Here is a 23,407-nt window from a genome sequence, read left to right on the forward strand (position 1 = left end):
GTTGAGATTTGGAATAAAGAGCATTGGGGGGAATTGCGGTGAGGGCGCTTTTCTTCAGGGACATGCTTGAGTGATAACTAAAATTAATAAAAATGGGGAATTTGATTTCATTTATGAAGGAAGTAGCTGAAGGGCTTCGAAAAAGTGGGAACTATGGAACTGCTCATGTTTACAGGAGTAGCATGAATGCTATCATTGCATTTAACGGGAGCAGGAATCTGCCATTCAAGAAAGTGAATCAGGAGTTTCTTAAAAGTTTTGAAACGTATTTGCGGGAAAAGGAGTGTAGCTGGAACACGGTTTCAACCTATATGCGTACGTTGAGAGCGGTATACAACCGTGCGGTCGACCGTCGGATGGCGTCTTATATACCGCATCATTTCCGGTATGTCTATACAGGGACGCGTGCCGATAGGAAGCGTGCACTGGAAAAGGAGGATATGGAACGGCTGATGAAAGAGCTTCCCAAACAAATTCATCAGGGAAGAGGAGAATTGCAACGTACGCGCGCGTACTTTTTCTTAATGTTCATGCTTCGTGGTATGCCGTTCGTAGATCTTGCGTATCTTAAAAAGCAGGATATAGTGGGGAATGTACTCACTTATCGTCGTAGAAAAACCGGAAGGCTTCTGACCGTGACGCTTCTGCCGGAAACTATGAAACTGATGAAAAAGTATATGAACACCGATTCTGCTTCTCCTTATCTTTTTCCCATACTGACTGGCAGAGAGAGTACGGAAGCTACCTACAGGGAATATCAGATAGCTTTGCGTAATTTTAACTATCAACTTCTGTTGCTGAAACAAGTACTTGCATTGACTTCTGATTTAAGCTCGTATACGGCTCGGCATACCTGGGCTACAATGGCATATTATTGCGAGATACATCCAGGCATTATTTCAGAGGCGATGGGGCATTCATCCATTATTGTCACAGAGACTTATCTAAAACCTTTTAAGAATAAGAAAATAGATGAAGCGAATGTGACGATTCTGTCTTCGCTGAAAAGGATCTATGCTTGTGGCAAGTAGCTGATTTTTAGTGCTGTTACTTTGTAGGTAACGGGAAGAAAAGACGCTGCAAATATGAGCATATTTCTTAAAACATCCAAACAAAATCGTACATTTTTTCTAATAAACTACTCAAAATAGGAATAAACACAGAAGAACACGTGGATTCTTTGTCTTAGAACTTTGTTAACGTCTAAATTTTGCAATAGATTTCCCGCCCCTCTACTTTTTCTCATAAGCAGGGGTAAGAAGGTTCGTCATATATCGTATTATTTTCTAGTATAGACTACTCCAAAAGAGCAGGCACAAGGGTTTTCCCGTTACCTACAAAGTAACGGGAAGAGGGGGAGTGAAGCGAAATAAATCATGAATTAGTACAAACAAATTTTTTATTTATTAATTGTATAACATTTAATTTACTTTTATGAGAAAATGGACGTATTTAGTCGCAACCTTGCTCATGGCAGGTACGACGGCGACATTCACGGGATGTATTGATACCGATGAACCGGAAGGCATTGCAGAACTTAGGGGAGCAAAGTCTGAATTTATCAAAGCTCAAGCTGCAGTTGAGCTTGTAGAGGCTGAATTGAGAAAAGCACAGGTTGCAGAGCAAGAATTAGTTAATGCAGGTTTGGCACTTCAGAATAAGTCTGCAGAAATTGATTTGCAGTTGCATGAACTGGACATTCAAGTAAAGAAACTTTTGATTGAAAAGGAAGAAGCTGCTACTGCACAAGCAAAAGCTGAAGCGGAAGCTGCCATTGCAAAAGCTGAAGCTGACAAAACTAAGTGGGAAAATGAAAAGGCATTGATTGTTGAGCAGTATAAGGAAAAAATGCTTCTTGCCGAAACAGCCACTGCTAAAGCACAGGAAGCTTACAAACAAGCTATGGAACAGATTGAAGCTTCCAAGTTATTGCTGACAGATGAAGAACAAGCTCGTTTGAATGGTGTACAAGCGCAAGTTGCCTATGCAAAACAGGCAATGGACAAGGCAATGTATGGATATTCAACAACTGTTATCACTAGAATTCTATCATCGGTAGTTGCGAATTCCACTACTACTACAAATCCGGATGAAAGCACGGAGACTAATTCTTCTAAGACTAAGTATTATGTTTATCTTATTACTGAAGATCCTACCCAGTCTGTGGGTGGCTATAAAGCCGGTAGCTTGAAAAAACTTCAGGAACAATTAGCTAACTATTCTGATATAGTAGCTGATAATAATTTAGAAGCGGTCTTGGATAATGCACTGAAAAATGCAGAATTTGCTTTAGAGATGACGCAGGAGTATGCTGATAACTTGAAAGCTATCTTGGATAATGAGTATACTACTGTTGCAGATTGGGAAGCTGAAGTCAAGAAGCTGGAAGAAGAAATTGCTGCTGCAAAAGTTAAGGAACAACAGTATAATATTGAAAAAGGCAAGCTAGAAGTTGCTAATCCTAAACTGATATCTGACTTGGAAGCTACTAGCGATAAGTTGGAAACTGCTAAAAATAAACAGAACTCTGACAAGAACAAAGCTAAAACAGCTGCAGCTTATTCTAAGAAAGTAGAGGCTGAAGTAAAGAAGGGATTGAATGATGTAATACCTAGTGGAACAACTGTTGCTGGTTATATTTCTAGTACTGGTACTTTTGCCTATAATAAAGGTATACAAATTACTGAAGCACAAAGTCAGATTGATGGTTGGATTAAGCTGATTGATAAGGCTACTAAAGGTGTTGATTTGGAAAATATAGAATGGGCCAAACCACAATTGGCTACAGCTCTTGCAGCACAAAAAGAGGCAGAAGAGAACTATGCTACAGATTATAAAGCATGGGAAGATGCAATGGCAGCTTATGATGAAAGTCTGAAAATAGATTTGGAGAAATCAGAGGCAGCCGCTAATGCTGCAATAAAGAAATATAATGGACTTAAACCAGAAGATAGAAAAAAAGAAGCTAATATTGATGCTGTAGCTACGGCTTTAGTTGCATATTATAAGGATGCATTGGCTAAAGAAGCACAAGTAACTAAGGTAAGTGTAACAAAAGGAAATGACACGAAAAAAATCTCTGATTGGCTGATAGCAGACGCTGATAACTTTAAGAAAGTTGTTGGAGTAGATTTAGGCTTTATCACTTGGGATGCTGGTGACATTACTACTGCAAATGAAATTAGTAAAGAAAATATTGGAAAATTAATAGATGTAGAGCAAGATTCCAGTGTAAAGACTCCATTGGAAAAGTGGAAATCTGCTTCTTCTGCTGTATTTAGCGATAATTTCAATTCAGGTAATAATCCAAGAAGATTGCCTGTATCTAAGGACGAAGTAATAGCTGCCGCTGGTGGTAATCATGTAGATGCCTTGGAGAATGGTAATTATGGTTCTCTTGGTAAGATGATTTGGGCAACAGCAGAAACGGCTAGTCTACAAGCTATAATTGATCAGGTAGAAACTTATAAAGCTTTGAAAGAAGCATTTACTGCTCAAAAAGCTGTAGAACAGACTGTTCAAGATAAAGCAAATGCTGCTTTGGCGGATGCTGTAGATAAAGCTAAGAAAGCTAACGACGAAGCCCAGGCTGCTTATGATAAAGTCTTTAAAGAAGTAAATGATAATATTGTAACAGTACAAAAAGAATACGGCAATAATGAAATTATCAAAGGTAAGATTGAAACGGAAATCACTGTTTATTTGAATAATAACTTTACTAATGGTGATTTAGGTTCTTTGGAAGCTATCAAAAACTTGGTTAAGGAAGAACATATGATTGCTCTGGCAGATGTTACTGCCGCTAAGGCCGATGTTGCTAAAGCTAAGAGAAATATAGAGAAATTAGCAGCAGGTACTTATACTGATACAGATTATATTACTGAATCATTTGCAAATATTCAGGAAAATATCAAAGTAAAACAGGCTGAATATGATGCTGCCAAGGCAGATTATGATACTGCAAGCGCTCAGTTGAAAGCACTTCTTGCTATCTTCTTGAAATAATTTCCTAACTACGTAAAAGTAACAAGATGATAAAAAAACTATGCACATTACTTTTGCTGACCTGTATGACAGCTGCGCCTTCAATGGCGCAGCGTTACAGCAGCAGTGATGATGCGTCGTTTGCCCCGAAGAAAGGACAGTGGCAGGTTTCAGTCCTGCTTGGTAGCGGAAAGTTCTTTAACGAGAACACTTCTTATCTGCTTCCCAAGTTCTCCAATGACGGAGGAGTAGTCGGACTTCCCAATGGAGGAACGGATAACTCCGGCGATCTGAACCGCTATCTGAACATCGGGAGTCTGAATAATAATAGTCTGGTCAATATAGCTGGAATTGAAGGTAAGTATTTCGTGTCTGACAATTGGGATGTAAATTTCCAGTTCAGCATGAACGTCAGCCTCACTCCAAAGAAAGACTATGTAGAAGGAGACAACAGTGTACCCGACATGATTATCCCTGCGCAAAGTTATATCAATGCGCAGATGACCAACAACTGGTATGTATCTGTCGGTTCCAACTACTATTTCAAGACTCGCAACGAACGTATTCATCCGTATCTCGGAGGCGCACTCGGCTTCCAGATGGCACGCATTGAAACGACCGAACCATACACTGGAGACACCTATAAGGATAGTGACGACTCGGAAGAACTTCCGTCACAGGTCTATGTTTCCGGAAGTAAAGCCGGTCAGATGTACGGTTTCAAAGTAGCTGCCGTAGCAGGTATCGAGTATAGCATTGCCAAAGGTTTCGTTTTCGGTTTCGAAATGCACCCTCTGGCTTACCGCTATGACCTGATACAGATTTGCCCGAAAGGATTTGATAAATATAATGTCAGTCACCACAACATCAAGATATTTGAAATGCCTATGGTGAAACTGGGATTCAGATTCTAAGGATGAATGATTATACAAATGTATGAATGAAAAGAGAAAGCCGTTCAGCTGATAGTGCGGGCGGCTTTTCTTTTTTAAAGAAGAATGAAGAGCTTAATGAATAGATATGTGAAACTTTTATCTTTTCTTTCGGGAGTATGCTTGATAGCGGCTTGCACCGGGCATCAGATAAAAGGTTACGAGATTAACGGCAGTGCACCTTTGCCCGAATTCGAAGGAAAAATGGTTTATATGAAAGATGCTTCGAGCGGGCAGCCGGTAGATAGTGCAGAAATAATCCACGGAAAGTTTGCTTTTGCCGATACGGTGACTATTGTGTCGCCCGTAGTAAAAGTGCTTTCTATTCGTGCCAGCAAATCGGGACTGGAATACCGCCTCCCTGTCGTCATAGAAAATGGCAGTATCCAAGCCGATATTTCCGATGTGGTTTGTACGGGAGGAACAATGCTAAATGAACGGATGCAGGATTTTCTCATGGCTGTTGATGAATATTCCACAGCCTGCGAGAACAAACAAACGGAACAGATAAAATCCGGTTTTGCGGATTTATTGAAAAAATACATAGAAATCAATGATGACAATGCGGTAGGAGAATATATCCGGACTGCCTATCGTTCATCACTTTGATGCAATCAGATTGCTTTTAAGACTATAAACTAAATTTCCCACATAATAATATCCTCTCCAGATATTTCCTCCATATTTTTATAGAAGGGAGTGTTGCATAAGAGAGACAGAAATGTGCCCTTGTGAAAGTCCGTATTTCTGTATTGTTATGTTTTGAGGACGTTCCCGTATTTCCCATTCCCTTTTTCCCCCGGGGACGTCCTTTTTTCCTTTAATCCTGCGAGTGATATTGGGTAGGCAATATTCCGAACATCTCTTTAAAACATTTACTGAAATAACTCGGTGTAGCGAATCCCACTTTTTCCGATATTTCAATAACGGTCAGTTCCGTATGAGTCAGTAATCCGGCAGCTTTCTTCAAACGGATGCTTCGGATAAATTCTGTGGGTTTCTGTCCGGTGATAATTTGCAGTTTACGGTAAAGATTCATTCGGCTCATACACATGTCGTCACTGAAAGCTTCCACGCTATAATCACTGTTATCCAGATTCTTTTCGACCAGTTCGATTGCTTTTTCCAGAAATCGTTCGTCTACTTTGGAGGAAGTGAGATCTTCCGCATTAACCTCAATGCCTGACAAGAATATCTGTTTCCGTTTTTGCTGCAATGCCAGCAGATGCTGGATCCGGTTCTTTAAAATATCCATGTTGAAGGGTTTTGTCAGGTAGCAGTCTGCTCCCGACTGATATCCTGCCAGTTCGTTTTCGTCACCTGTGCGGGCAGTAAGCAGGATAATGAAGATGTGTGAAGTCTTCATATTCTCTTTCAGCCGGAGACATAATTCAAACCCGTCCATTCCCGGCATCATGACATCACTCACAATGATATCCACTTCTTTCTCATTGGCGATGGCTTCCGCTTCTTCTCCGTTGGAGGCTTCCCATACCTGATATTCTTGTGATAACTGCTGATACATGAATTGGCGGAATTCTTCATTGTCTTCTACAATCAAAATGGTCTTCCGGGCATCTGATGAGTTCGTTTCAGTTGCTCCGGATTCATCCGGTATATTCTCCTCTCTCGGTAGCAAACGTTTATCAACCAGATTGGTCGGAAGATAGACACAAAATTCAGTTCCTTCTTCTTTATTGCTTTCCACTTCTATAAAACCTTGATGCATGGCGACATATTCTTTCACAATATGCAGTCCGATGCCGCTTCCTGCTGTTGCCTGTCTGTGGGTGTTTGCCCCGATCTGATAATAGCGGTCGAATATATGGGGAAGTTCATCTGCTGCTATTTCCTGTCCGGTGTTCTGCACGATGATGCAGACGTATTGTATCCCTCCTCTGTTCTCCATTTTGAAAAACACATCGATTCTTCCTTCCGGAGGTGTAAATTTGAAAGCATTATTGAGTAAGTTGTAGAGAATCCTGTGTACTTTATCCCGGTCAAGATACATATAAAGCGTTTGTTTCAGTGGTATGACTGAAAAGCGAATCTGCTTGTTGTTCGCATACGACTTGAATGCTTCGCAAGTAGTTGTGACAAATTCACTGATATCTGCATTCGTCAGATTCAGTTTTTCTTCGCTCACTTCCAGTTTGCGGAAATCCAGTAATTGATTGACTAATTGCAGCAACTCTTCAGCATTGCGATAGATGGAAGATAACTGTTGCTTTAACTTGCCGTCCTGCATCTCCGAAAGCAGACTGCTCAGAGGAGTGATAATCAGCGTCAGTGGAGTGCGTAAGTCGTGGCTGACATTCGTAAAGAAACGGAATTTCATCTGTGTCAGTTGTTCTTCCAACTGTTCCTGTTGCTTCCGGTGCAGACGGTTGAAGTAGAACTTTATGACTCCTGCCGCTATCAGAATAAAAGAAAGCATATAAAGGGCGTATGCCCACCATGTCTCGTACCATGCCGGTAGACGATTGATTTGCAGGCAGGATATGGGCTGTGCCCAACAACCGTGAATGTCCGTCGCTTTAATTTCCAGTGTGTAGTTGCCTTTGGGAAGTTTGGTGAAATACGCAGTGTTTACTCCCGGAGGAAGTGACTTCCAGCTTGCATCCCATCCTTTCAGACGGTAGGCATAACTGATTTGTCCGGCGTGTAAGTGTTCTAGCGTAGAAAAGGATATTTCTACATTGATATTATCAGGATTCAATTCTATTTGCCGGGTATTTATACCTGTTATTTGTGTTTTTCCGTCTATTTTGATGGAGGATATAACGGGCTTTATATCGTTGGGAGATTGATCCAGCTCTGCAGATGGGGTAATCAGACAAAAAGCACCGATCCCTCCGAGGCAAATCGTTCCGTCTTTCATTTTGCGGATGGAAAGGAAATAATCCACTTGAATGAAGCGGTCGGAATTATACAGTATTCTAAATGAATGATTCGTAGGGTTGTACTCTTTTACGTATGGGTCTGCCAATATCCACAAATGTCCCAAGTTGTCTATCTCCATTCCTTTGATAGCATCTCCGTTTGTGTTGCAGGCATTCTCTTCCCGGGAGATAACTTTAGTTTGCGGATGATAGCTGTACACATTTCCTTCCAAAGTAGCTACCCACACTTTACCATCAGGAGCGATGAGGACAGATGAATAGTTTTCTCCTTTCCGAATCGTATGTCCTTCTCCTTCCGGGGAAAAATATTGGAACTCCAATGCTTCTGTAATGCAGAATATCGTTCCGTCCGGGGCAACTGCCAGGTCGTTTATCATATTCGCACTCCCCTGAAACTTTTTGAGTTCCCCTTTGGAAAGAGAATATTGATAGATGGCATTTTCTGTGCCTATCCATAAGTTTCCCTGATTGTCCTCGCTTAATACACGAATCTGTCGGGCATCCGGCAGTTGGATCTCTTTTGTCAGTTTCATCTTCATGCCTTCATGTTGCAGATACAATAGACACGCATTATCGGATGCAGCCCAGATTCCGGGTTGAGTATGACATTTCTCGATACATTTTATGATATTATACTTTCCTGTTTCTTCGGAAAAATCCGATGCAAAAGAAATCTGTTCGGAAGCAGGATGGTAGATGGATAATCCGGTTCTTCCCTGCCATATCCAATAATAGTCCCCTTCTTGAATCGTTCTGTCTGCCATCACCGGATAACCGGTAATAGCGGACATGGCAGAAGTAGGGTAACGTTTGATTTTGTTGGCGTCGAACGAGAGGATAAACGTATGGGGAGAATATCCTGGAACCCATACATTGCCGGCACGGTCTTCAATGATTCTATCCAATATCTTTTTGCCTTTAGGAAGAAAACTTTCCGTATCGACGGGGTGAAGTGCATTATCTACAATTCGGTAAGCATATAAATCGTCCATCGCTGAAACCCACAACACTTCCTGCCGGCTGTCTTTAAGTAATCCCAGTATTTGAGTTTTATGCGGTGTCTGTTCGTACCCTTCTAAGGTGACGGGTTGTAACTTACAGATTACTTCCTCCGATTGTGGATTGGAAGAAGGGATTAATTGTACAACTCCTTTTCCCCAAGTAGCCACCCAATAGCAATCATTTTGTACATCTTCAATCATTTGTATGGGCGATGCATCACATGTCCATTGATAAGGCGAGAAGCTGTCTGTTGACGGATGATATTGTAAAAGACCTCCCGATCCTTGCAGTACCCAAAGTTGATGTTTTCCATCTTCGTAAAAGTCAGTAACGTTTCGTCTTGTACCCTTCCATTCTGAAGGATAACTTCCAAGACATTTGCCTTCACTGGAAAAGTGGTAAATCATACCTTCGGCCGAAGTCCAGATAGTGCCGTCATGAATAGCCCGGACAGCATCGACTCTTTGCTTCTTGAGTTCCCCGTCTGTTATTTCGTTGATTTGATAATTAGCTTTATCTAATCTGTATAAACCACGTTTGGTGCCGAACCAGATATGATGTCCGTTGTCTTCTGTTATACAGGTAATGTCGTTGCTGGATAGCAGGTGAGGCGTATTTAAGTCCGAACGAAAGACATTAATCTGATAACCGTTGTCACGGCACAGGCCTCCGCCTTCTGTTGCATACCACATATAACCTTCGCTATCCTGAAGAATCCGGTGGATATGTGCTACCGGTAACAATCTTTGAGTAGGAAGCTCCGTGACAACGACTTGTTGAGACGAAATGGAAAGAGTAGTCATTAGACTGAGAATGAGACTATAATAGTGTTTTAAAGTCATGCTTTTTATTTGAATACAGATAGCTGTGTTTTTTCCATACAAAGATAGTCTTTTTTTTACAAATACTTTATATCTTTGCAAAACAATGGCATATGCCGCGATTTAACCATACCACTGAAAATATGAAAACAAAAACTTTATTAGGCTTCTTTCTTCTTTCTCTCATGGCTTTTTGTATATCAGCCTGTCAAGATGATGCAGAGATTATTTTATTTAGCGGTTCCGAATTAATCGACGAAACGGGAACCTGTACGAACACGATTTCTTCTACAGTCCTGTATCTTAATGGATGGGAAGCGGAGAATATCGGGATAGCTAATGGAAAAGGTGGTTACTCGGCACAAAGCTCCGATGAGACGATTGTGACGGCAACGGTCAACGATAACAGGTTATGGCTTAGCTCACACGGCAAAAAGGGGAAAGTGACGGTTACCGTTAGTGATAAAGACGGCAATTATGTCACGCTGCCTGTTACTGTTTCTTATGGTGTACTGACTTTTACATGTCTCGACCAACCTGAATTCCAAGTCTCCAGACCCAATGAAGGTATGTTGTTATTTGACGCAGAAGACGATTTGCAGGAGAAGGTGAATGCGGCAATGGTCTTTTATTCTTTTATTAATAAAGGAGATATCTGTGTGTTACGACCGGATGATGTGTATTGTTTGTCTGAAGAAGGAGAAGGAGGGAAATTTACCTATAAAACAAAGGATGAACAGGTGCTTGTTGAAGGGACATATCGGATAGAATGGGCTTCGCTGGCCGGAAAAAAGAAAAAAGCTTTTGTCTTTACATATACAGGTGAAAATGATGTAGAGAAACAACACACATTCTTTAATTTTAGTCCGTATTTAGGAACTCAAAGTCTTACAAGAGAAAGAGGTCCGATTACTACGGCATGGTTGGAAGATGTATCTGATTCGCCTTATCTCGAAGGTATTTTACCTGCGGATAGAACAGTTGTATACTGGGTGGATACAATGATCTCCAGTTTATCTGCGGAGGAAGTGTAATCCGTATCTCCTAATGATGAGGGTACAAGATTTTCTTTGTGTAAAATAAAAAGGCACAGGAACTTTTCATTCCCGTGCCTTCTTTTATGGGCTATACCTTTACAGCATCCTTATGCGTTCAATGCTTGTTCGATATCAGCAATAATATCATCTGCATTTTCGATACCTACCGATAGACGGATCAAGTCCGGGCGTACACCAGCTTCCATCAGTTGCTCATCTGTCAACTGGCGGTGAGTATGGCTCGCCGGATGGAGCACGCAACTACGTGCATCCGCCACATGAGTAACGATCGCAATGAATTCCAGTGAATCCATAAACTTGATAGATACGTCACGTCCGCCTTTCAGTCCGAAGGAGATGACTCCGCAGGAACCGTTCGGCATATATTTCTGTGCAAGGCTGTAATATTTATTGTCCGGCAGTCCGCAATAGTTTACCCAGGCAACTTTCTCATTTTTAGAAAGATATTCAGCTACTTTCTGCGCATTACGGCAGTGTTGAGGCATACGCAGGTGCAACGTTTCAAGTCCCAGATTCAATAAGAAAGAATTTTGCGGGCTTTGGATGCTGCCGAGGTCACGCATCAGTTGGGCAGTTGCTTTGGTGATATAAGCACCTTTGCCGAATGCTTTAGTATAAGTCAGTCCGTGGTATGACTCGTCCGGAGTACAAAGTCCCGGGAATTTTTCAGCATGAGCATCCCAGTCAAAATTACCGCTGTCTACGATACAGCCACCTACGCTTGTAGCGTGTCCGTCCATGTATTTGGTAGTAGAATGAACCACGATGTCAGCTCCCCATTCAAATGGGCGGCAGTTGATCGGAGTCGGGAAAGTATTGTCAACAATCAATGGAACCCCGTGACTGTGTGCGATACGTGCGAACTTTTCAATATCCAGTACTTCAAGAGAAGGGTTGGAAATCGTTTCACCGAATAACGCTTTTGTATTCGGTTTGAAAGCTGCAGAAATTTCTTCTTCGCTGGCATCCGGATTAACGAAAGTCACATCGATGCCTAGCTTCTTCATGGTCACGCCAAACAGGTTGAACGTACCTCCGTAAATAGCGGAGGAGCAAACAAAGTGATCTCCTGCCTGACAGATATTAAAAATAGCATAGAAGTTGGCGGCCTGACCGCTGGAAGTCAGCATAGCGGCTACACCACCTTCAAGAGCGGCTATTTTGGCGGCAACAGCATCATTCGTTGGATTTTGCAGACGGGTATAAAAGTAGCCACTGTCTTCCAGGTCGAACAGGCGGGCCATCTGCTCGCTGGTATCGTATTTGAAAGTTGTACTTTGATAGATGGGCAATACGCGTGGTTCGCCTTTTTTAGGCGTCCATCCTGCCTGTACACACAGGGTTTCCGGTTTGAATTGTTTTGCCATAATGTTATCGGGTTTTAATGTTTTATTTCAAAAAATGTTTTAATGCTGCAAAAGTAGGGAAAATAATTGTATTTTTGCCCTGTTTATGAGTGAAATGATACTCTTGCGAAGGAGATAGTTAATGTAGTTATGAAAAATAAACTCTATATTCTTTTATTCTTAGCTTTTCTTTTTTCGGGCACAACTCTTTGGGCACAGCAGAAGGCAACTCCGAAAGCGGGTGAAGGCATCTCTTCTTTTCTGTTGAGGCACAACCGCTCTCCGAAGAAGTATTACGACGACTTTATTGAGCTCAATAAACAGAAACTGGGAAAGAACAATGTGCTTAAAGTGGGCGTAACGTATGTTATTCCTCCCATCAAGAAATCAGCTTCCGAAAGTTCCGGAACAAAGCAACAATCTCCGAAAGCTAAATCAACAAAAATAGGAACCACCCTCAATGAGCCTCTGTTTGGAAAGCAACTGGCTGATGTGAAAGTCACTTCCAACCGTCTTGCCGGTGCTTGCTTCTATGTGGTCAGCGGACATGGAGGTCCTGATCCGGGTGCTATCGGGAAAGTTGGTAAATACGAATTGCACGAAGATGAATACGCTTATGATATTGCCCTCCGTCTGGCACGTAACCTGATGCAGGAAGGAGCCGAAGTCCGTATCATCATTCAAGATGCTAAAGATGGTATCCGTGATGATTCGTACCTGTCAAACAGTAAACGGGAGACTTGTATGGGCGATCCAATTCCTTTGAATCAGGTGCAACGCTTACAGCAACGCTGCGATAAAATAAACGCCCTTTACCGGAAAGACCGTAAGAACTATTCTTATTGCAGGGCAATTTTTATTCATATTGATAGCCGTAGTAAGGGAAAACAAACGGATGTCTTTTTCTATTATTCGAATAAAAAGGGAGAAAGCAAACGATTGGCGAATAATATGAAAAATACGTTTGAGTCAAAGTACGATAAGCATCAACCCAACCGGGGCTTTTCCGGCACAGTGAGCGGGCGTAACTTATACGTGCTTTCCCATACCACTCCCGCTTCCGTTTTTGTGGAGTTGGGTAATATCCAGAATACGTTCGATCAGCGTCGGCTGGTGATGAATTCCAATCGTCAGGCACTCGCCAAATGGCTGATGGAAGGCTTCCTGAAAGACTACAAGGAGAAAAAATAACATTTTTACTTCTCCTTTCGTGAACAAAATAAAAATCTGAATGTTTTATATATGCAAATCGCCTGATGGCTACTTGTAGGTATGCGAATATATATAGGCTAGTGAATATGCCTCCCCGGCATAACAGGAAGATTGCATAGTAGTTTTGTCGTGTTTTATTTTGTGTTTGTGTTGTGACGGTGCTGCGATGTGAATCGGGGTGCCGTTTTTTTCGTTTCTCTTGAATTCGTTAAAGAGCGCGTTATTTCATTTTCTTATCATATTATTGAATAAAATCTTATCAATCCTGTGAACAAAATCCGGAAATGTATGTTATTTATTGTGCAAATCGCCTGATAAAGCTTCTTATGCGTATGCGAATATAGATAAGTCAAGCAAGATATGCCTCCCCGGCATGACAGGAAGATTGCATAGTAGTTTTGTCGTGTTTTATTTTGTGTTTGTGTTGTGACGGTGCTGCGATGTGAATCGAGGTGCCGTTTTTTTTTGTTACATATAAAAGAAACGGCAGGCTTACAAATAAGAAACGAGCTTACAAATCTTCTAAAGCATATCATAGAATCTCTGCAAGCTCGTTTTATGAGTGGTGCTTTTGCGCACCTTATCTAGTTGTTATAAAGGCATATTACCATGCTTCTTGGGCGGGTTTGTCTGCATCTTGTTTTCCGTCATTTCCAGTGCCTGAATCAGACGTTTGCGAGTCTGTCTCGGATAAATGATTTCGTCAATATATCCCAGTTCGGCAGCCTGATACGGAGTAGCAAACTTTTCTTTGTAAGCTTCCAGTTCCTTGGTCTTTGTTGCTTCGTCAGCTTTGCGGAACAGGATATTGATGGCGCCGTCCGCACCCATTACTGCAATTTCTGCACTTGGGTAAGCGAAGTTCACGTCAGCTCCGGTCTGCTTGGAGTTCATTACGATATAAGCACCACCGTAAGCTTTGCGGGTAATCACTGTCAGTTTGGGAACAGTAGCTTCTGCAAACGCATAAACTATTTTTGCACCGTGACGGATGATACCATTGTTTTCCTGTGTATATCCCGGAAGGAATCCCGGAACATCTTCAAAGGTAATCAATGGGATATTGAAACAATCGCAGAAACGGATAAAACGGCTTGCTTTGTCACTGGCATCAATATCGAGAACACCGGCAAGATAAGCCGGCTGGTTCGCTACGATACCTACCGAACGACCTGCCATACGGGCAAAGCCGATAATGATATTCTTTGCAAAGTTCGGCATCACTTCGAAGAAATAACCATTGTCTATAACGCGTTCGATAATGTCTTTCATGTCATACGGTACGTTCGGATCTACCGGAACGATCGTATCCAGAGAAGCATCTTCGCGGTTTGTTTCGTCGGTGCAAGGCTGTTTCTTGGCTTCATCCATATTATTCTGCGGTAAGAAAGAAAGCAGTTCACGGATGCTCATCAGCAATTCTTCTTCGGAATTGCACATAAAATGAGTCACACCACTCTTGCTGCTATGTGTCATTGCGCCACCCAGCTCTTCTTTACTTACTTCCTCATGAATCACTGCTTTTACTACATCCGGACCAGTCACAAACATATGACTCTTATCTTTCACCATGAAGATGAAATCGGTCAGGGCAGGAGAGTAGCAGGCACCTCCGGCGCAAGGACCGAGGATGGCTGAAATCTGTGGAATCACACCGCTGGCCATTGTATTCTGATAAAAAATATCAGCATAACCGGAAAGGCTCTCGATTCCCTCCTGAATACGTGCACCGCCCGAATCATTCAAAGCGATAATCGGGGCACCGTTCTTCAATGCAAGTTGTTGTACTTTCACAATCTTTTTAGCATTGGAAGCTGACAGTGAGCCGCCATATACCGTAAAGTCATAAGCGTAAACAAACACCTGGCGACCGTCTACCTTTCCGTAACCGGACACGATACCATCTCCCGGAATTTTGTTCTTATCCATACCGTAGTTCGTACAGCGGTGAACCATCAACTTATCCAGTTCAACGAAAGTACCCTTGTCGAGCAACATCTCGATACGTTCGCGGGCAGTCATTTTACCGCTTTCGTGTTGCTTCTCTATTTTATCAACGCCTCCGCCAAGAGAAGCGATGCGGTCACGTTCCTCGAACGTGGCGTATGCTTTATTTATTTCTTCCATAATGCAATCCGTTCTTATATTATGCAATCGGTTCTAATGTTATTAATGTCTGTTCGCCGGTTATGCTATCACCTTCTTGAACCAGAATTTCTTTAATGCGGCAATCCGAAGTCACTTTGTAGTTGCTCTGCATCTTCATTGCTTCGATAACGATGGCAGTATCTCCCGCTTTCATTTCCTGACCGGCTACAACAGGTATTTTCACTACCTTGCCCGGCATCGGAGAAATGATGCAGTCGTTCTGTTCCTCTTCCCCTTTCTTGCGCATCCGCAGATATTTCGCCTGGCTGTCCACAATTTCTACATTGAAACTGCTATAATGCGTATTCACTTTATAGCTTTTCCCGTTATCACGGCGAATCAGTTGTGCGTTCGAACTGCGTCCGTCCATCAAGATGTTGCAAGTGCCGTTTTCCGCCATCACTACATCTGCTTCAAACGGTTTTCCGTCAATGGTGAGTACTACCTTGTTGTCTTCCTTGCTGACCAACTCTACTTCGGCCACACGGTTTCCTATATGAATTTCCATAATTGAATTCTCTTTGTTAAAATTAGATTCTCAACACTCCCTTGTGCAGTCCGAACTCTTTCCATTTGCTGATAGGACGATTGTCGGTAGCCATGCCGCTGTTGTTCTCTTCGAGGTTCATCAGGTAGTCCATATAAGCGGCAATCAGGGCAATATTTTCGGAATGTTCACTGGTGTGCGTGATGCGTTGTTGCAGATATTCACCGTTCTTGGCGATGAATCCTGTGTCATAGTGACCTTCCACGAAATCGGGAGTGTCCATGATGGCACGCAGATAGCTGATGTTGTTTTTCACACCGGTCAACTTATATTCGTGGAGCACACGGCGCATCCGCTCGATAGCGTATTCGCGGTTGGTAGCCCACACAATCAGTTTACCGATCATCGGGTCGTAGTAGATCGGAATTTCATATCCCTCGTACACATAACTGTCGATACGTACCCCGATACTGTTCGGCTCTGTAATCTGTTTGATGATACCGGGGCTCGGCATAAAATTCATTTCTGTATCTTCGGCACAAATACGGCATTCAATGGCATGTCCGCGTTGCTGGATATTTTCCTGCTTGAGTTGAAGCACTTGTCCGTCGGCAACTTTAATCTGCTCTTTCACCAAATCTACTCCAATCACTTCTTCCGTAATCGGATGCTCCACCTGTAAACGGGTGTTCATCTCAAGGAAATAATAGTTGCGGTGTTTGTCAACAAGAAATTCGATAGTACCCGCACCGATGTAGTTCACCGCTTTAGCCGCAGCTACCGCCTTTTCACCCATATCTTTCCGCAGTTCGGGAGTGACGAAAACCGAAGGAGTCTCCTCTACGATTTTCTGGTTACGGCGTTGCACGGAACATTCGCGTTCGCACAGGTGAATGACGTTTCCATGCTTGTCACCAAGAATCTGGAACTCGATGTGATGAGGCTCTTCAACGAACTTCTCCAGATAAACCGTGTCGTCGCCAAAGGAAGACAACGATTCGCTCTTGGCAGTGGTATAAGCTTCTTCCACTTCTTCGGCACTGTGGATGAGGCGCATACCCTTTCCACCGCCGCCCATAGAAGCTTTCAGCATCACCGGATATCCGATCTTATTGCAAAGCTCTATGGCTTCTTCCACACTTTTCAAATTGTCTTGTGTGCCGGGAACAACGGGTACTCCCGCCTCGATCATTTTGATACGGGCAGCAATTTTATCCCCCATGGCTTCCATTGTTTCCGGATTAGGTCCGATAAAGATGATTCCTTCTTCCTGACATCGACGGGCGAAGGTAGCATTCTCGGACAAGAAGCCGTAACCCGGATGGATGGCGTCCGCATGAGCTGCTTTCGCCACTTCGATGATTTTTTCTATATTCAGATAACTCTCTTTGGATGCTGCCGGCCCTACGCAATAAGCTTCGTCTGCGTAAAGCACGTGCTTCGCGGTCCGGTCTGCTTCGGAAAAGATAGCGATACTCGTTATCTCCATCTCCCGGCAGGAGCGCATCACCCTTACGGCAATTTCACCGCGATTGGCTACTAAGATTTTTTTTATCATACTTTTCTCAATTAAGTACATACTTATTAATGTCTTCCCGTCTAATGGACATACTCCACCCGACGAAAAACAGTATTTTTTTGATTTGGGGCTTAACAAGTGATACTCTTTCTCCTAACCCACGAGGAGGGGAGCGTCTTACACAAAATGGCAGGTCTTCTGACTGACTCTTGTCTTATTTGCCTTCCCGATTAACATCAGTGGCGTTAAATTAGTTCAATTATAAGACATTGAACAGAGCTTCACAGCAGCGGGACTGTCCGGGATTTGCACCCGATTCCCTATTAATCGTCGTCCGTTGGATACGGATTCTGAACCATTTCGGGGGGCAAAGATAAATAAATATTGAATAGGATGTTTCTTTTTTGCACGAAAGTTGCAATTTTGTGCAATGCTTATCTTTAAAACGGATTCTTTAATTAGTGTGTAACCTTGCTATTTTTCTAAACTATATTTCTCCTGATATTGTTAGGGTGATAGTAATTAATTAAAAGGAGATATTCATATGAAAGAAAAGAAAATAGCTCGTGAAGAAAGAAATCAGGAGAAACTGGCTAACGGTGATTGGGTAATGGCAGAGTTTTATGCAACGTGGTGTCCTCATTGCCAACGTATGAAACCGGTTGTTGACGAATTTAAGAAACTGATGGAAGGAACATTGGAAGTGGTATTAGTAGACATCGATCAGGAACCTGCCCTTACAGATTTCTATACAGTTGAGTCGACTCCTACCTTTATTCTTTTTAGAAAAGGAGAACAGCTCTGGAGACAATCCGGTGAATTACCTCTGGAAAGACTGGAAAGAGCAGTGAAAGGATTCAAATCCTAAAAAGTTTTGGGCTGATTGCTATAGCTTTTATTACTATAGTCACAGATAGTATAGAATAAGAACATACCTGCAGCGTTTTTTTATTAATACTGCTATGAATAGAGTTGTGTTGATTAAGGTGATAGCAAGTTTTATCTACTAGCTTTCGGACTTTGGCCAAGTTTGATAGAATTGCTATCATTATATCCACTTTTTTAGTGTATTCTGAAAAAAAACTGCTATCTTTGTACTGTCGTAATAAGTAGAGAAATGGTTATTGAGTTTGAAAAGGAATATCTTTCAGAACTTTATTATGAAGGTAAATGTAGCGATAAGAAGCATCGTTTTCAACCTCAAGTAATAAGGAATTATGTGAAGCGAATTGTCATTTTGGCTGAAGCGTTGAATGTAGAAGCACTTTATCCTTTGAATTCGTTGAATTATGAAGTCTTGACGGGAGTTAAAAAAGGTATTTCATCTATTCGGATCGATAAACAATATCGACTGGAATTTAAAATATCGACTACGGATTCCGAACCCATCATAACTATTTGTTCTATAATCGACATAACGAATCATTATAAATAAGAATAGTATGTCTAATTTAGGGTATTCTTTTGTTTCAGTACATCCGGGAGAGATTATAAAAGAAGAATTACAATCTCGTGGAATATCGCAGAAACGATTTGCAGAGGTGGTAGGAGTGTCGTATACGATGCTGAATGATATATTGAATGGGCGTCGTCCTGTATCTACTGATTTTGCTTTGTTGATTGAAGCTGCTACCAATATAAATGCGGAGTTGTTGGTGAATATGCAGACAAGATATAATATGCAAATTGCCCGAAAGGATAAGAATGTTATGGCGCATTTGGAGAACTTACGGAAAATATGTGCAACATTGTTATAATTTAGTTGAGTCGTAACTCATACAGGCAAGCCTGTACCTCTTCAAGGCTGCCGGTATGTTTTCCTTCATCATCAGATAGTTTGATACATTCTCTCCATTCCTGATTGACATTCATCTTACATTGTGTCAGTTTCATCACGATGTTCGAAGGCTCGAATCCGGTATCATTGGTAAGGTTGGTACCGATTCCGAAAGAGCAGCGTATTTTGTTCTGGCAGTATTCCTGAATATCCAATGCCTTGGTAAAGTCGAGGGCATTGCTGAAAACGATGGTTTTGGTTGTCGCATCAATTCCCAACTCTTTGTAACGGGCAACCAGTTTGTCGATAAACTCAAACTCATTACCGGAATCGCAACGCACTCCGTCAAAAAGTTTGGCCTGTTTGCGGCTAAGGTTACTAAGGAAGATACCGGAAGTATATGTATCGGAAAGTGCGATACCCAAATCCCCGTCATAAACATTCACCCAGTTTTCGAGTGCCATATAGTTGGCATGTTTATATCCGAACTGCGCTCCATGAAACATAAACCATTCATGTGGATGAGTCCCCATCATTTTCATTCCATATTTCATTGCAAAGTTACAGTTGGAAGTTCCGGTGCAATAATGTGCCGTCTCGTTCAGCTTCTTGATAACTGTTTCCTGCACATCAATGGAGAATCTTCTCCGTGTGCCGAATTCGGAAAAGCGGAGCTGATGTTGATTCGATAATTCTATTTTCTCCGACAGCTTGCAAAGAATCTCGTTCATGTCTGCTACATTGCCAAAGAAACGGTTTTTGATTTCGGAGACAATCGCGAGCAAAGGCACTTCATATAACGTCACTTTATAGAGCAAGTCAGTCACCTCCATGTGAAGATGACAGGCTTCATCCAGATGAATATCAATCTTATTAGGGTCGAAACGAAAAGAAGATAACCACTCCCAGTAGACCCTCGGAAGGAATCTGCAGTTTTTCGTCATATATTCCAGTTCCTTTTCCGTAAACCTCAACTGACTAAGATTCTTAATCTCTGTCTTGAGTGCTTTCAGGAAATCTTCGGTATATTGGGTTTCATTCCGGTCGTTGAAACTAAACGTGCCCATTGCATAGGGAAACAGTTTGATATAAGCATACGATGTGGTAAACTTATAAAGATCGGTATCTAGTAATGTCTTAACAATCATTTCGTTCGCTCTTTATATTTTATAACGTCGTAAAGTTAGTATTTGTTGAATGATATAACGACTTAATCATTAATAATTATACCTTTTTTTATTCGAGGGGAATAAAGCCAGGATCTGAATATATATTCTGTTCGCAATGGCAAATTCCTTATCTCTTATTATAGTTACCTCAATAAGTCAAGCCGATTTTCAGCGTAATGGAATGGTGCGACAATTCTTCCTTAAACGTTGTATGGAAATACGGATCTTCCTGTTTCTTTGTCCGTTCCAGTTTCTGGAGTTCATAACCTGCCATCAAATTCAGTTTAAATTTCCGGTTGACCTTAAATTGTGCACCGATGGAAGGAGAGAGGTAAAAACCTCCGTTTGCTTCTCTGTCTGTGGCAAAAGACCCACCGATATGACATTCCAGATAAGGAGTCAGTCTCCTGGGCTTCGTTATATAAAATTGCGCACTGGCATAAAGCGGAATAAGCAACTTCTCGTAAACAGAAAGTCCGCTGCCCGCACCGATGGCAAACCGTTGACTGATGTGGTAATGACTGACGATTTGCCAGTTGAAAGGCGTGTAAGAAGGCTGATTCATAGAAAAACCTGTCCCGATATATGTAGTGTAAGAGAGACGTCTGCTGTCTGTTTGTCCGTCGGCACATATAGTGATGAAAGATAGCAGCGCAAAGATGAATATAAATTTCTTCATAATGATGCAAGGATAGAGTCTGATAATACGATGGTTAGCTGCTGCTATTGCACATACACGGTTATGCTCTTAACGATATGCAATGCAGTTGTGAGTGAAGAAGTATCTCTGGTAAGATCTCCATTACTTCCATCCGGGCTGCTGTGTCCGATCAGTTTGGCTGTAAATTCTTTCTTGCCGGAAGTCAAATCCACTTCTGCTGCGTAGACAATGGCAGGCTGTCCGCTTCCTTCTTTTCCACCGGAGTAATTGGCGTCTCCTTCTTTGACCGATTTCGGATATGCATCATTGAAATCTGTAGAATGATTGATCTCAATTTTGACTATAAACTTCTTCTCTTTTCCGGTTGGCGACATCTTTACATTAAAACTACCTTTCGGAGTAGCTCCGCTGATACCGTCCGTCAACGGTTCTTTTTTAGTCGGGAGATATAACCCGTCTTCATATTGGATTCCCCGCTGATAACACCAATGCGGCAGCGCTTCCTTTCGGCGGTTACCACGGGAGGCTTGCCAGGATTGAGTGGCTATTTTGTGGGTCACATACACGGTGGACAGATAATTTCCTTCCATGTCTTCAGTCCAGATTGCAATCTGGGGCGGATTTTTGATGTTGATGCCTAGAAACAAAGGAAAATTATGCAACCACTCTTCCCCTTTTTCAATAGATATTTTAAGATCGTTACTGTCGTATTCTACTAACCCCCGGTTGCATCCACTATTTATCAATAGAGAAAGAACCCATATTCCCATTATTGTCATTTTATTCATTTGATTAGAGTTGTTTTTGTAACCAGAGGTCTACTAATAGATTGATGCCTTCTTCCAATTCCTCCCAGCCGCTTTCCTGCTGAATTTTGAGGCCGTTGTAGACCGGGCAGTTTTCTTCGAGCAATGCCAGATAACTGATGGCTGCGGTGATGATGGAAGCCATAGCGGCAATCTCTTTTTTCGGATGTTTTGAAAGTTTGCTGACTGCCTCTACCAGCCAGATCCCTTTCTCTTCCCGTTTGTTGCGCAACTCTTTCACAAACTTATTGTCGGTTGTCAGTTCCCAGCGATACAGGCGTTTCAATGTATAATTCTCCCGTAACCACATGATTTGTCTTTTGAATATCTGCTTGATAAATGCGGCTAAATGAGTCTGATCCGGTAACTTTTCATCGAAGTTAATCCAATAGTCGTTCTGTTGAATGTAGGCTGCTATCAGTCCATTCAGCGAATTGAAATAACGGTAGATAAGCATTTTTGAAACTTTGGCCTTGGCTGCTACCGCATTGATCCCCAACCCTTCGAAACCGCTTTCTTCGATGATATCGTTGACGGCTTTAATCAGGGTCATTTCCGTAGCCTGTCTGTTTTTAGTAATCTCTTTTTCCATACTTTGATACTTTTGTTACTGACTGGTCACAAAGATATGTTTCCTATCGGTAACATCAAGGAAAAAGAGATTATTTTTGTAATGGTTGCCGGTTAATAACCTATCATCTTTACCGATAATACGTTATCCGGTCGTTTTATGATAACGCTACTGTCGGATTATGAACGGTCAGTCCGCCATCCACCACAATTGTTTGTCCGGTGATGTATCTGGCATCGTTCGAAGCCAGAAAAGCGATGGTAGCTGCAACATCCTCCGGTTCTCCCAGATAAGGAGTGGCACATTGACCGAGGAAGATATTACGTACATCCTCATTCAGGTTGTCCAATGCAGCGGGAGTAAGTACCAGTCCCGGAGCTACGGCGTTGCAACGGATGTTTTTCTTTCCCATTTGAGTAGCGATATATTTCGTCAGGTTGATGACACCCGCTTTGCTGGCGCCGTATAAAGTGCCGTTGGCATCAGCCGTAAGTCCGCTTATGGAAGCTACGTTGACAATGTTTCCGCCGCCATTGGCAGTCATGATAGGAATGACCTGTTGGGAAAGGTACATCGTGCAGCAGAGATTCAGATGGAATGCTTCATCAAAGTAGTTGATGTCCAGCTTTTCGATGCTAAGGTCACGTTTGGGATCAGTTCCTCCTACATTATTAATCAGTACATCTATTCTTTGATATTCATTCATGGAAAAATCAATCAACTCTTTGCAACTCTGGAGTTCGGTGGCGGAGAAATAGACATGGCGCACGTCAGCCCCTGCGTGCATGAGTTCGTTGGCAAGCTGTTCCGCTCTTTTCTCGGAATGGTCAGCGATGACTACTTTGCCTCCTTCGGAGACAATGCGGCGTGTGGTTGCTTCGCCGATACCACCGGCGGCACCGGTGATGACAACTACTTTATTTTCGAATCTGTTCATATAATGGGAATTTGATGGTTACCTTCTATTAGAAACAGCTGGCAGAGGAATTTGTTAGCCCTCATAAACTCTCT

Annotated in this window: 19 protein-coding genes and 1 riboswitch; of the genes, 9 read left to right on the forward strand and 10 right to left on the reverse strand. The window is 42.2% G+C overall.

Going from position 1 to position 23,407, the window contains the following annotated elements; translation table 11 throughout:
* The first annotated feature begins 92 nt into the window (after positions 1 to 92).
* From I2I13_RS16900 to I2I13_RS16915, 4 genes are all read left to right on the forward strand, one after another.
* Positions 93 to 1,031: a site-specific integrase gene (locus tag I2I13_RS16900; protein WP_148365041.1), complete on the forward strand. Its 939-nt coding sequence runs from the start codon at positions 93 to 95 to the stop codon at positions 1,029 to 1,031.
* 403 nt (positions 1,032 to 1,434) lie between these two features.
* Positions 1,435 to 4,005 carry a hypothetical protein gene (locus I2I13_RS16905; protein WP_195650051.1) on the forward strand — a complete coding sequence of 857 codons (2,571 nt, stop codon included), beginning with the start codon at positions 1,435 to 1,437 and terminating at the stop codon, positions 4,003 to 4,005.
* Between the two features lie 26 nt (positions 4,006 to 4,031).
* Positions 4,032 to 4,898, forward strand: a complete 867-nt coding sequence (locus I2I13_RS16910; protein ID WP_148365039.1) for a BT1926 family outer membrane beta-barrel protein — start codon at positions 4,032 to 4,034, stop codon at positions 4,896 to 4,898.
* 84 nt (positions 4,899 to 4,982) lie between these two features.
* On the forward strand, positions 4,983 to 5,525 hold the full coding sequence (locus tag I2I13_RS16915; RefSeq protein ID WP_148365038.1) for a DUF4369 domain-containing protein: 543 nt from the start codon (positions 4,983 to 4,985) through the stop codon (positions 5,523 to 5,525).
* Between the two features lie 211 nt (positions 5,526 to 5,736).
* Here I2I13_RS16915 and I2I13_RS16920 read toward each other — a convergent pair whose 3' ends face one another.
* Positions 5,737 to 9,663, reverse strand: coding sequence for a response regulator (locus I2I13_RS16920; RefSeq protein WP_229128665.1), 3,927 nt, complete (start codon positions 9,661 to 9,663; stop codon positions 5,737 to 5,739).
* A 92-nt stretch (positions 9,664 to 9,755) separates the two neighbouring features.
* On the opposite strand from I2I13_RS16920, the gene I2I13_RS16925 reads away from it, so the two are divergent.
* Complete coding sequence (locus I2I13_RS16925) at positions 9,756 to 10,676, forward strand: hypothetical protein (RefSeq protein WP_195650053.1); 921 nt, start codon at positions 9,756 to 9,758, stop codon at positions 10,674 to 10,676.
* Positions 10,677 to 10,786: 110 nt separating this feature from the next.
* Here the strand turns inward: I2I13_RS16925 and I2I13_RS16930 are convergent, their stop codons facing one another.
* On the reverse strand, positions 10,787 to 12,067 hold the full coding sequence (locus I2I13_RS16930) for an O-acetylhomoserine aminocarboxypropyltransferase/cysteine synthase family protein (protein WP_004306892.1): 1,281 nt from the start codon (positions 12,065 to 12,067) through the stop codon (positions 10,787 to 10,789).
* 129 nt (positions 12,068 to 12,196) lie between these two features.
* Here I2I13_RS16930 and I2I13_RS16935 point away from each other — a divergent pair, with 129 nt between their 5' ends.
* A complete protein-coding gene (locus I2I13_RS16935; protein WP_195650054.1) occupies positions 12,197 to 13,237 on the forward strand; it encodes an N-acetylmuramoyl-L-alanine amidase in 1,041 nt (346 codons plus the stop codon).
* 612 nt (positions 13,238 to 13,849) lie between these two features.
* On the opposite strand, the gene I2I13_RS16940 is transcribed toward I2I13_RS16935, so the two are convergent.
* From I2I13_RS16940 to accC, 3 genes are read right to left on the reverse strand one after another with little or no spacing between them, the layout of a single operon-like run.
* The gene (locus I2I13_RS16940) at positions 13,850 to 15,385 is read right to left on the reverse strand and encodes an acyl-CoA carboxylase subunit beta (protein ID WP_195650055.1); all 1,536 of its coding nucleotides are present in this window, start codon (positions 15,383 to 15,385) and stop codon (positions 13,850 to 13,852) included.
* 19 nt (positions 15,386 to 15,404) lie between these two features.
* Positions 15,405 to 15,914 (reverse strand): acetyl-CoA carboxylase biotin carboxyl carrier protein subunit, encoded by a 510-nt coding sequence (locus I2I13_RS16945; RefSeq protein WP_008650400.1) that lies wholly within the window; start codon positions 15,912 to 15,914, stop codon positions 15,405 to 15,407.
* A 22-nt stretch (positions 15,915 to 15,936) separates the two neighbouring features.
* Positions 15,937 to 17,451 (reverse strand): acetyl-CoA carboxylase biotin carboxylase subunit, encoded by a 1,515-nt coding sequence (gene accC, locus I2I13_RS16950; RefSeq protein ID WP_148365031.1) that lies wholly within the window; start codon positions 17,449 to 17,451, stop codon positions 15,937 to 15,939.
* A 131-nt stretch (positions 17,452 to 17,582) separates the two neighbouring features.
* A riboswitch (cobalamin riboswitch) is annotated at positions 17,583 to 17,787 on the reverse strand.
* A gap of 169 nt (positions 17,788 to 17,956) precedes the next feature.
* Between accC and I2I13_RS16955 the strand changes: the two genes are divergently transcribed.
* From I2I13_RS16955 to I2I13_RS16965, 3 genes are all read left to right on the forward strand, one after another.
* A complete protein-coding gene (locus I2I13_RS16955) occupies positions 17,957 to 18,280 on the forward strand; it encodes a co-chaperone YbbN (RefSeq protein WP_148365030.1) in 324 nt (107 codons plus the stop codon).
* Between the two features lie 249 nt (positions 18,281 to 18,529).
* Complete coding sequence (locus tag I2I13_RS16960; protein ID WP_007766544.1) at positions 18,530 to 18,847, forward strand: type II toxin-antitoxin system RelE/ParE family toxin; 318 nt, start codon at positions 18,530 to 18,532, stop codon at positions 18,845 to 18,847.
* A gap of 7 nt (positions 18,848 to 18,854) precedes the next feature.
* On the forward strand, positions 18,855 to 19,169 hold the full coding sequence (locus tag I2I13_RS16965) for a HigA family addiction module antitoxin (RefSeq protein ID WP_148365029.1): 315 nt from the start codon (positions 18,855 to 18,857) through the stop codon (positions 19,167 to 19,169).
* Position 19,170: 1 nt separating this feature from the next.
* On the opposite strand, the gene pncB is transcribed toward I2I13_RS16965, so the two are convergent.
* The 5 genes from pncB to I2I13_RS16990 all read right to left on the reverse strand — a co-directional run bounded on the left by pncB (position 19,171) and on the right by I2I13_RS16990 (position 23,333).
* A complete protein-coding gene (pncB, locus tag I2I13_RS16970; protein ID WP_195650056.1) occupies positions 19,171 to 20,337 on the reverse strand; it encodes a nicotinate phosphoribosyltransferase in 1,167 nt (388 codons plus the stop codon).
* A 169-nt stretch (positions 20,338 to 20,506) separates the two neighbouring features.
* Complete coding sequence (locus I2I13_RS16975) at positions 20,507 to 21,037, reverse strand: hypothetical protein (RefSeq protein WP_004306897.1); 531 nt, start codon at positions 21,035 to 21,037, stop codon at positions 20,507 to 20,509.
* A 44-nt stretch (positions 21,038 to 21,081) separates the two neighbouring features.
* The gene (locus tag I2I13_RS16980) at positions 21,082 to 21,807 is read right to left on the reverse strand and encodes a hypothetical protein (protein WP_195650057.1); all 726 of its coding nucleotides are present in this window, start codon (positions 21,805 to 21,807) and stop codon (positions 21,082 to 21,084) included.
* Between the two features lie 4 nt (positions 21,808 to 21,811).
* Positions 21,812 to 22,417 carry a TetR/AcrR family transcriptional regulator gene (locus I2I13_RS16985; protein WP_195650058.1) on the reverse strand — a complete coding sequence of 202 codons (606 nt, stop codon included), beginning with the start codon at positions 22,415 to 22,417 and terminating at the stop codon, positions 21,812 to 21,814.
* A gap of 136 nt (positions 22,418 to 22,553) precedes the next feature.
* Positions 22,554 to 23,333, reverse strand: coding sequence for an SDR family NAD(P)-dependent oxidoreductase (locus I2I13_RS16990; protein ID WP_195650059.1), 780 nt, complete (start codon positions 23,331 to 23,333; stop codon positions 22,554 to 22,556).
* Positions 23,334 to 23,407: the final 74 nt, after the last annotated feature.

This window comes from Bacteroides sp. D55t1_190419_B8, from assembly GCF_015558905.1.
GTDB classification, from domain to species: Bacteria; Bacteroidota; Bacteroidia; order Bacteroidales; family Bacteroidaceae; genus Bacteroides; species Bacteroides vicugnae.

Bases quoted from the DNA above. Each gene is read 5' to 3' on its own strand.
- I2I13_RS16900 (WP_148365041.1), top strand. From the start codon at position 93: ATGGGGAATTTGATTTCATTTATGAAGGAAGTAGCTGAAGGGCTTCGA.
- I2I13_RS16905 (WP_195650051.1), top strand. From the start codon at position 1,435: ATGAGAAAATGGACGTATTTAGTCGCAACCTTGCTCATGGCAGGTACG.
- I2I13_RS16910 (WP_148365039.1), top strand. From the start codon at position 4,032: ATGATAAAAAAACTATGCACATTACTTTTGCTGACCTGTATGACAGCT.
- I2I13_RS16915 (WP_148365038.1), top strand. From the start codon at position 4,983: ATGAAGAGCTTAATGAATAGATATGTGAAACTTTTATCTTTTCTTTCG.
- I2I13_RS16920 (WP_229128665.1), bottom strand. From the start codon at position 9,663: ATGACTTTAAAACACTATTATAGTCTCATTCTCAGTCTAATGACTACT.
- I2I13_RS16925 (WP_195650053.1), top strand. From the start codon at position 9,756: ATGCCGCGATTTAACCATACCACTGAAAATATGAAAACAAAAACTTTA.
- I2I13_RS16930 (WP_004306892.1), bottom strand. From the start codon at position 12,067: ATGGCAAAACAATTCAAACCGGAAACCCTGTGTGTACAGGCAGGATGG.
- I2I13_RS16935 (WP_195650054.1), top strand. From the start codon at position 12,197: ATGAAAAATAAACTCTATATTCTTTTATTCTTAGCTTTTCTTTTTTCG.
- I2I13_RS16940 (WP_195650055.1), bottom strand. From the start codon at position 15,385: ATGGAAGAAATAAATAAAGCATACGCCACGTTCGAGGAACGTGACCGC.
- I2I13_RS16945 (WP_008650400.1), bottom strand. From the start codon at position 15,914: ATGGAAATTCATATAGGAAACCGTGTGGCCGAAGTAGAGTTGGTCAGC.
- accC (WP_148365031.1), bottom strand. From the start codon at position 17,451: ATGATAAAAAAAATCTTAGTAGCCAATCGCGGTGAAATTGCCGTAAGG.
- I2I13_RS16955 (WP_148365030.1), top strand. From the start codon at position 17,957: ATGAAAGAAAAGAAAATAGCTCGTGAAGAAAGAAATCAGGAGAAACTG.
- I2I13_RS16960 (WP_007766544.1), top strand. From the start codon at position 18,530: ATGGTTATTGAGTTTGAAAAGGAATATCTTTCAGAACTTTATTATGAA.
- I2I13_RS16965 (WP_148365029.1), top strand. From the start codon at position 18,855: ATGTCTAATTTAGGGTATTCTTTTGTTTCAGTACATCCGGGAGAGATT.
- pncB (WP_195650056.1), bottom strand. From the start codon at position 20,337: ATGATTGTTAAGACATTACTAGATACCGATCTTTATAAGTTTACCACA.
- I2I13_RS16975 (WP_004306897.1), bottom strand. From the start codon at position 21,037: ATGAAGAAATTTATATTCATCTTTGCGCTGCTATCTTTCATCACTATA.
- I2I13_RS16980 (WP_195650057.1), bottom strand. From the start codon at position 21,807: ATGAATAAAATGACAATAATGGGAATATGGGTTCTTTCTCTATTGATA.
- I2I13_RS16985 (WP_195650058.1), bottom strand. From the start codon at position 22,417: ATGGAAAAAGAGATTACTAAAAACAGACAGGCTACGGAAATGACCCTG.
- I2I13_RS16990 (WP_195650059.1), bottom strand. From the start codon at position 23,333: ATGAACAGATTCGAAAATAAAGTAGTTGTCATCACCGGTGCCGCCGGT.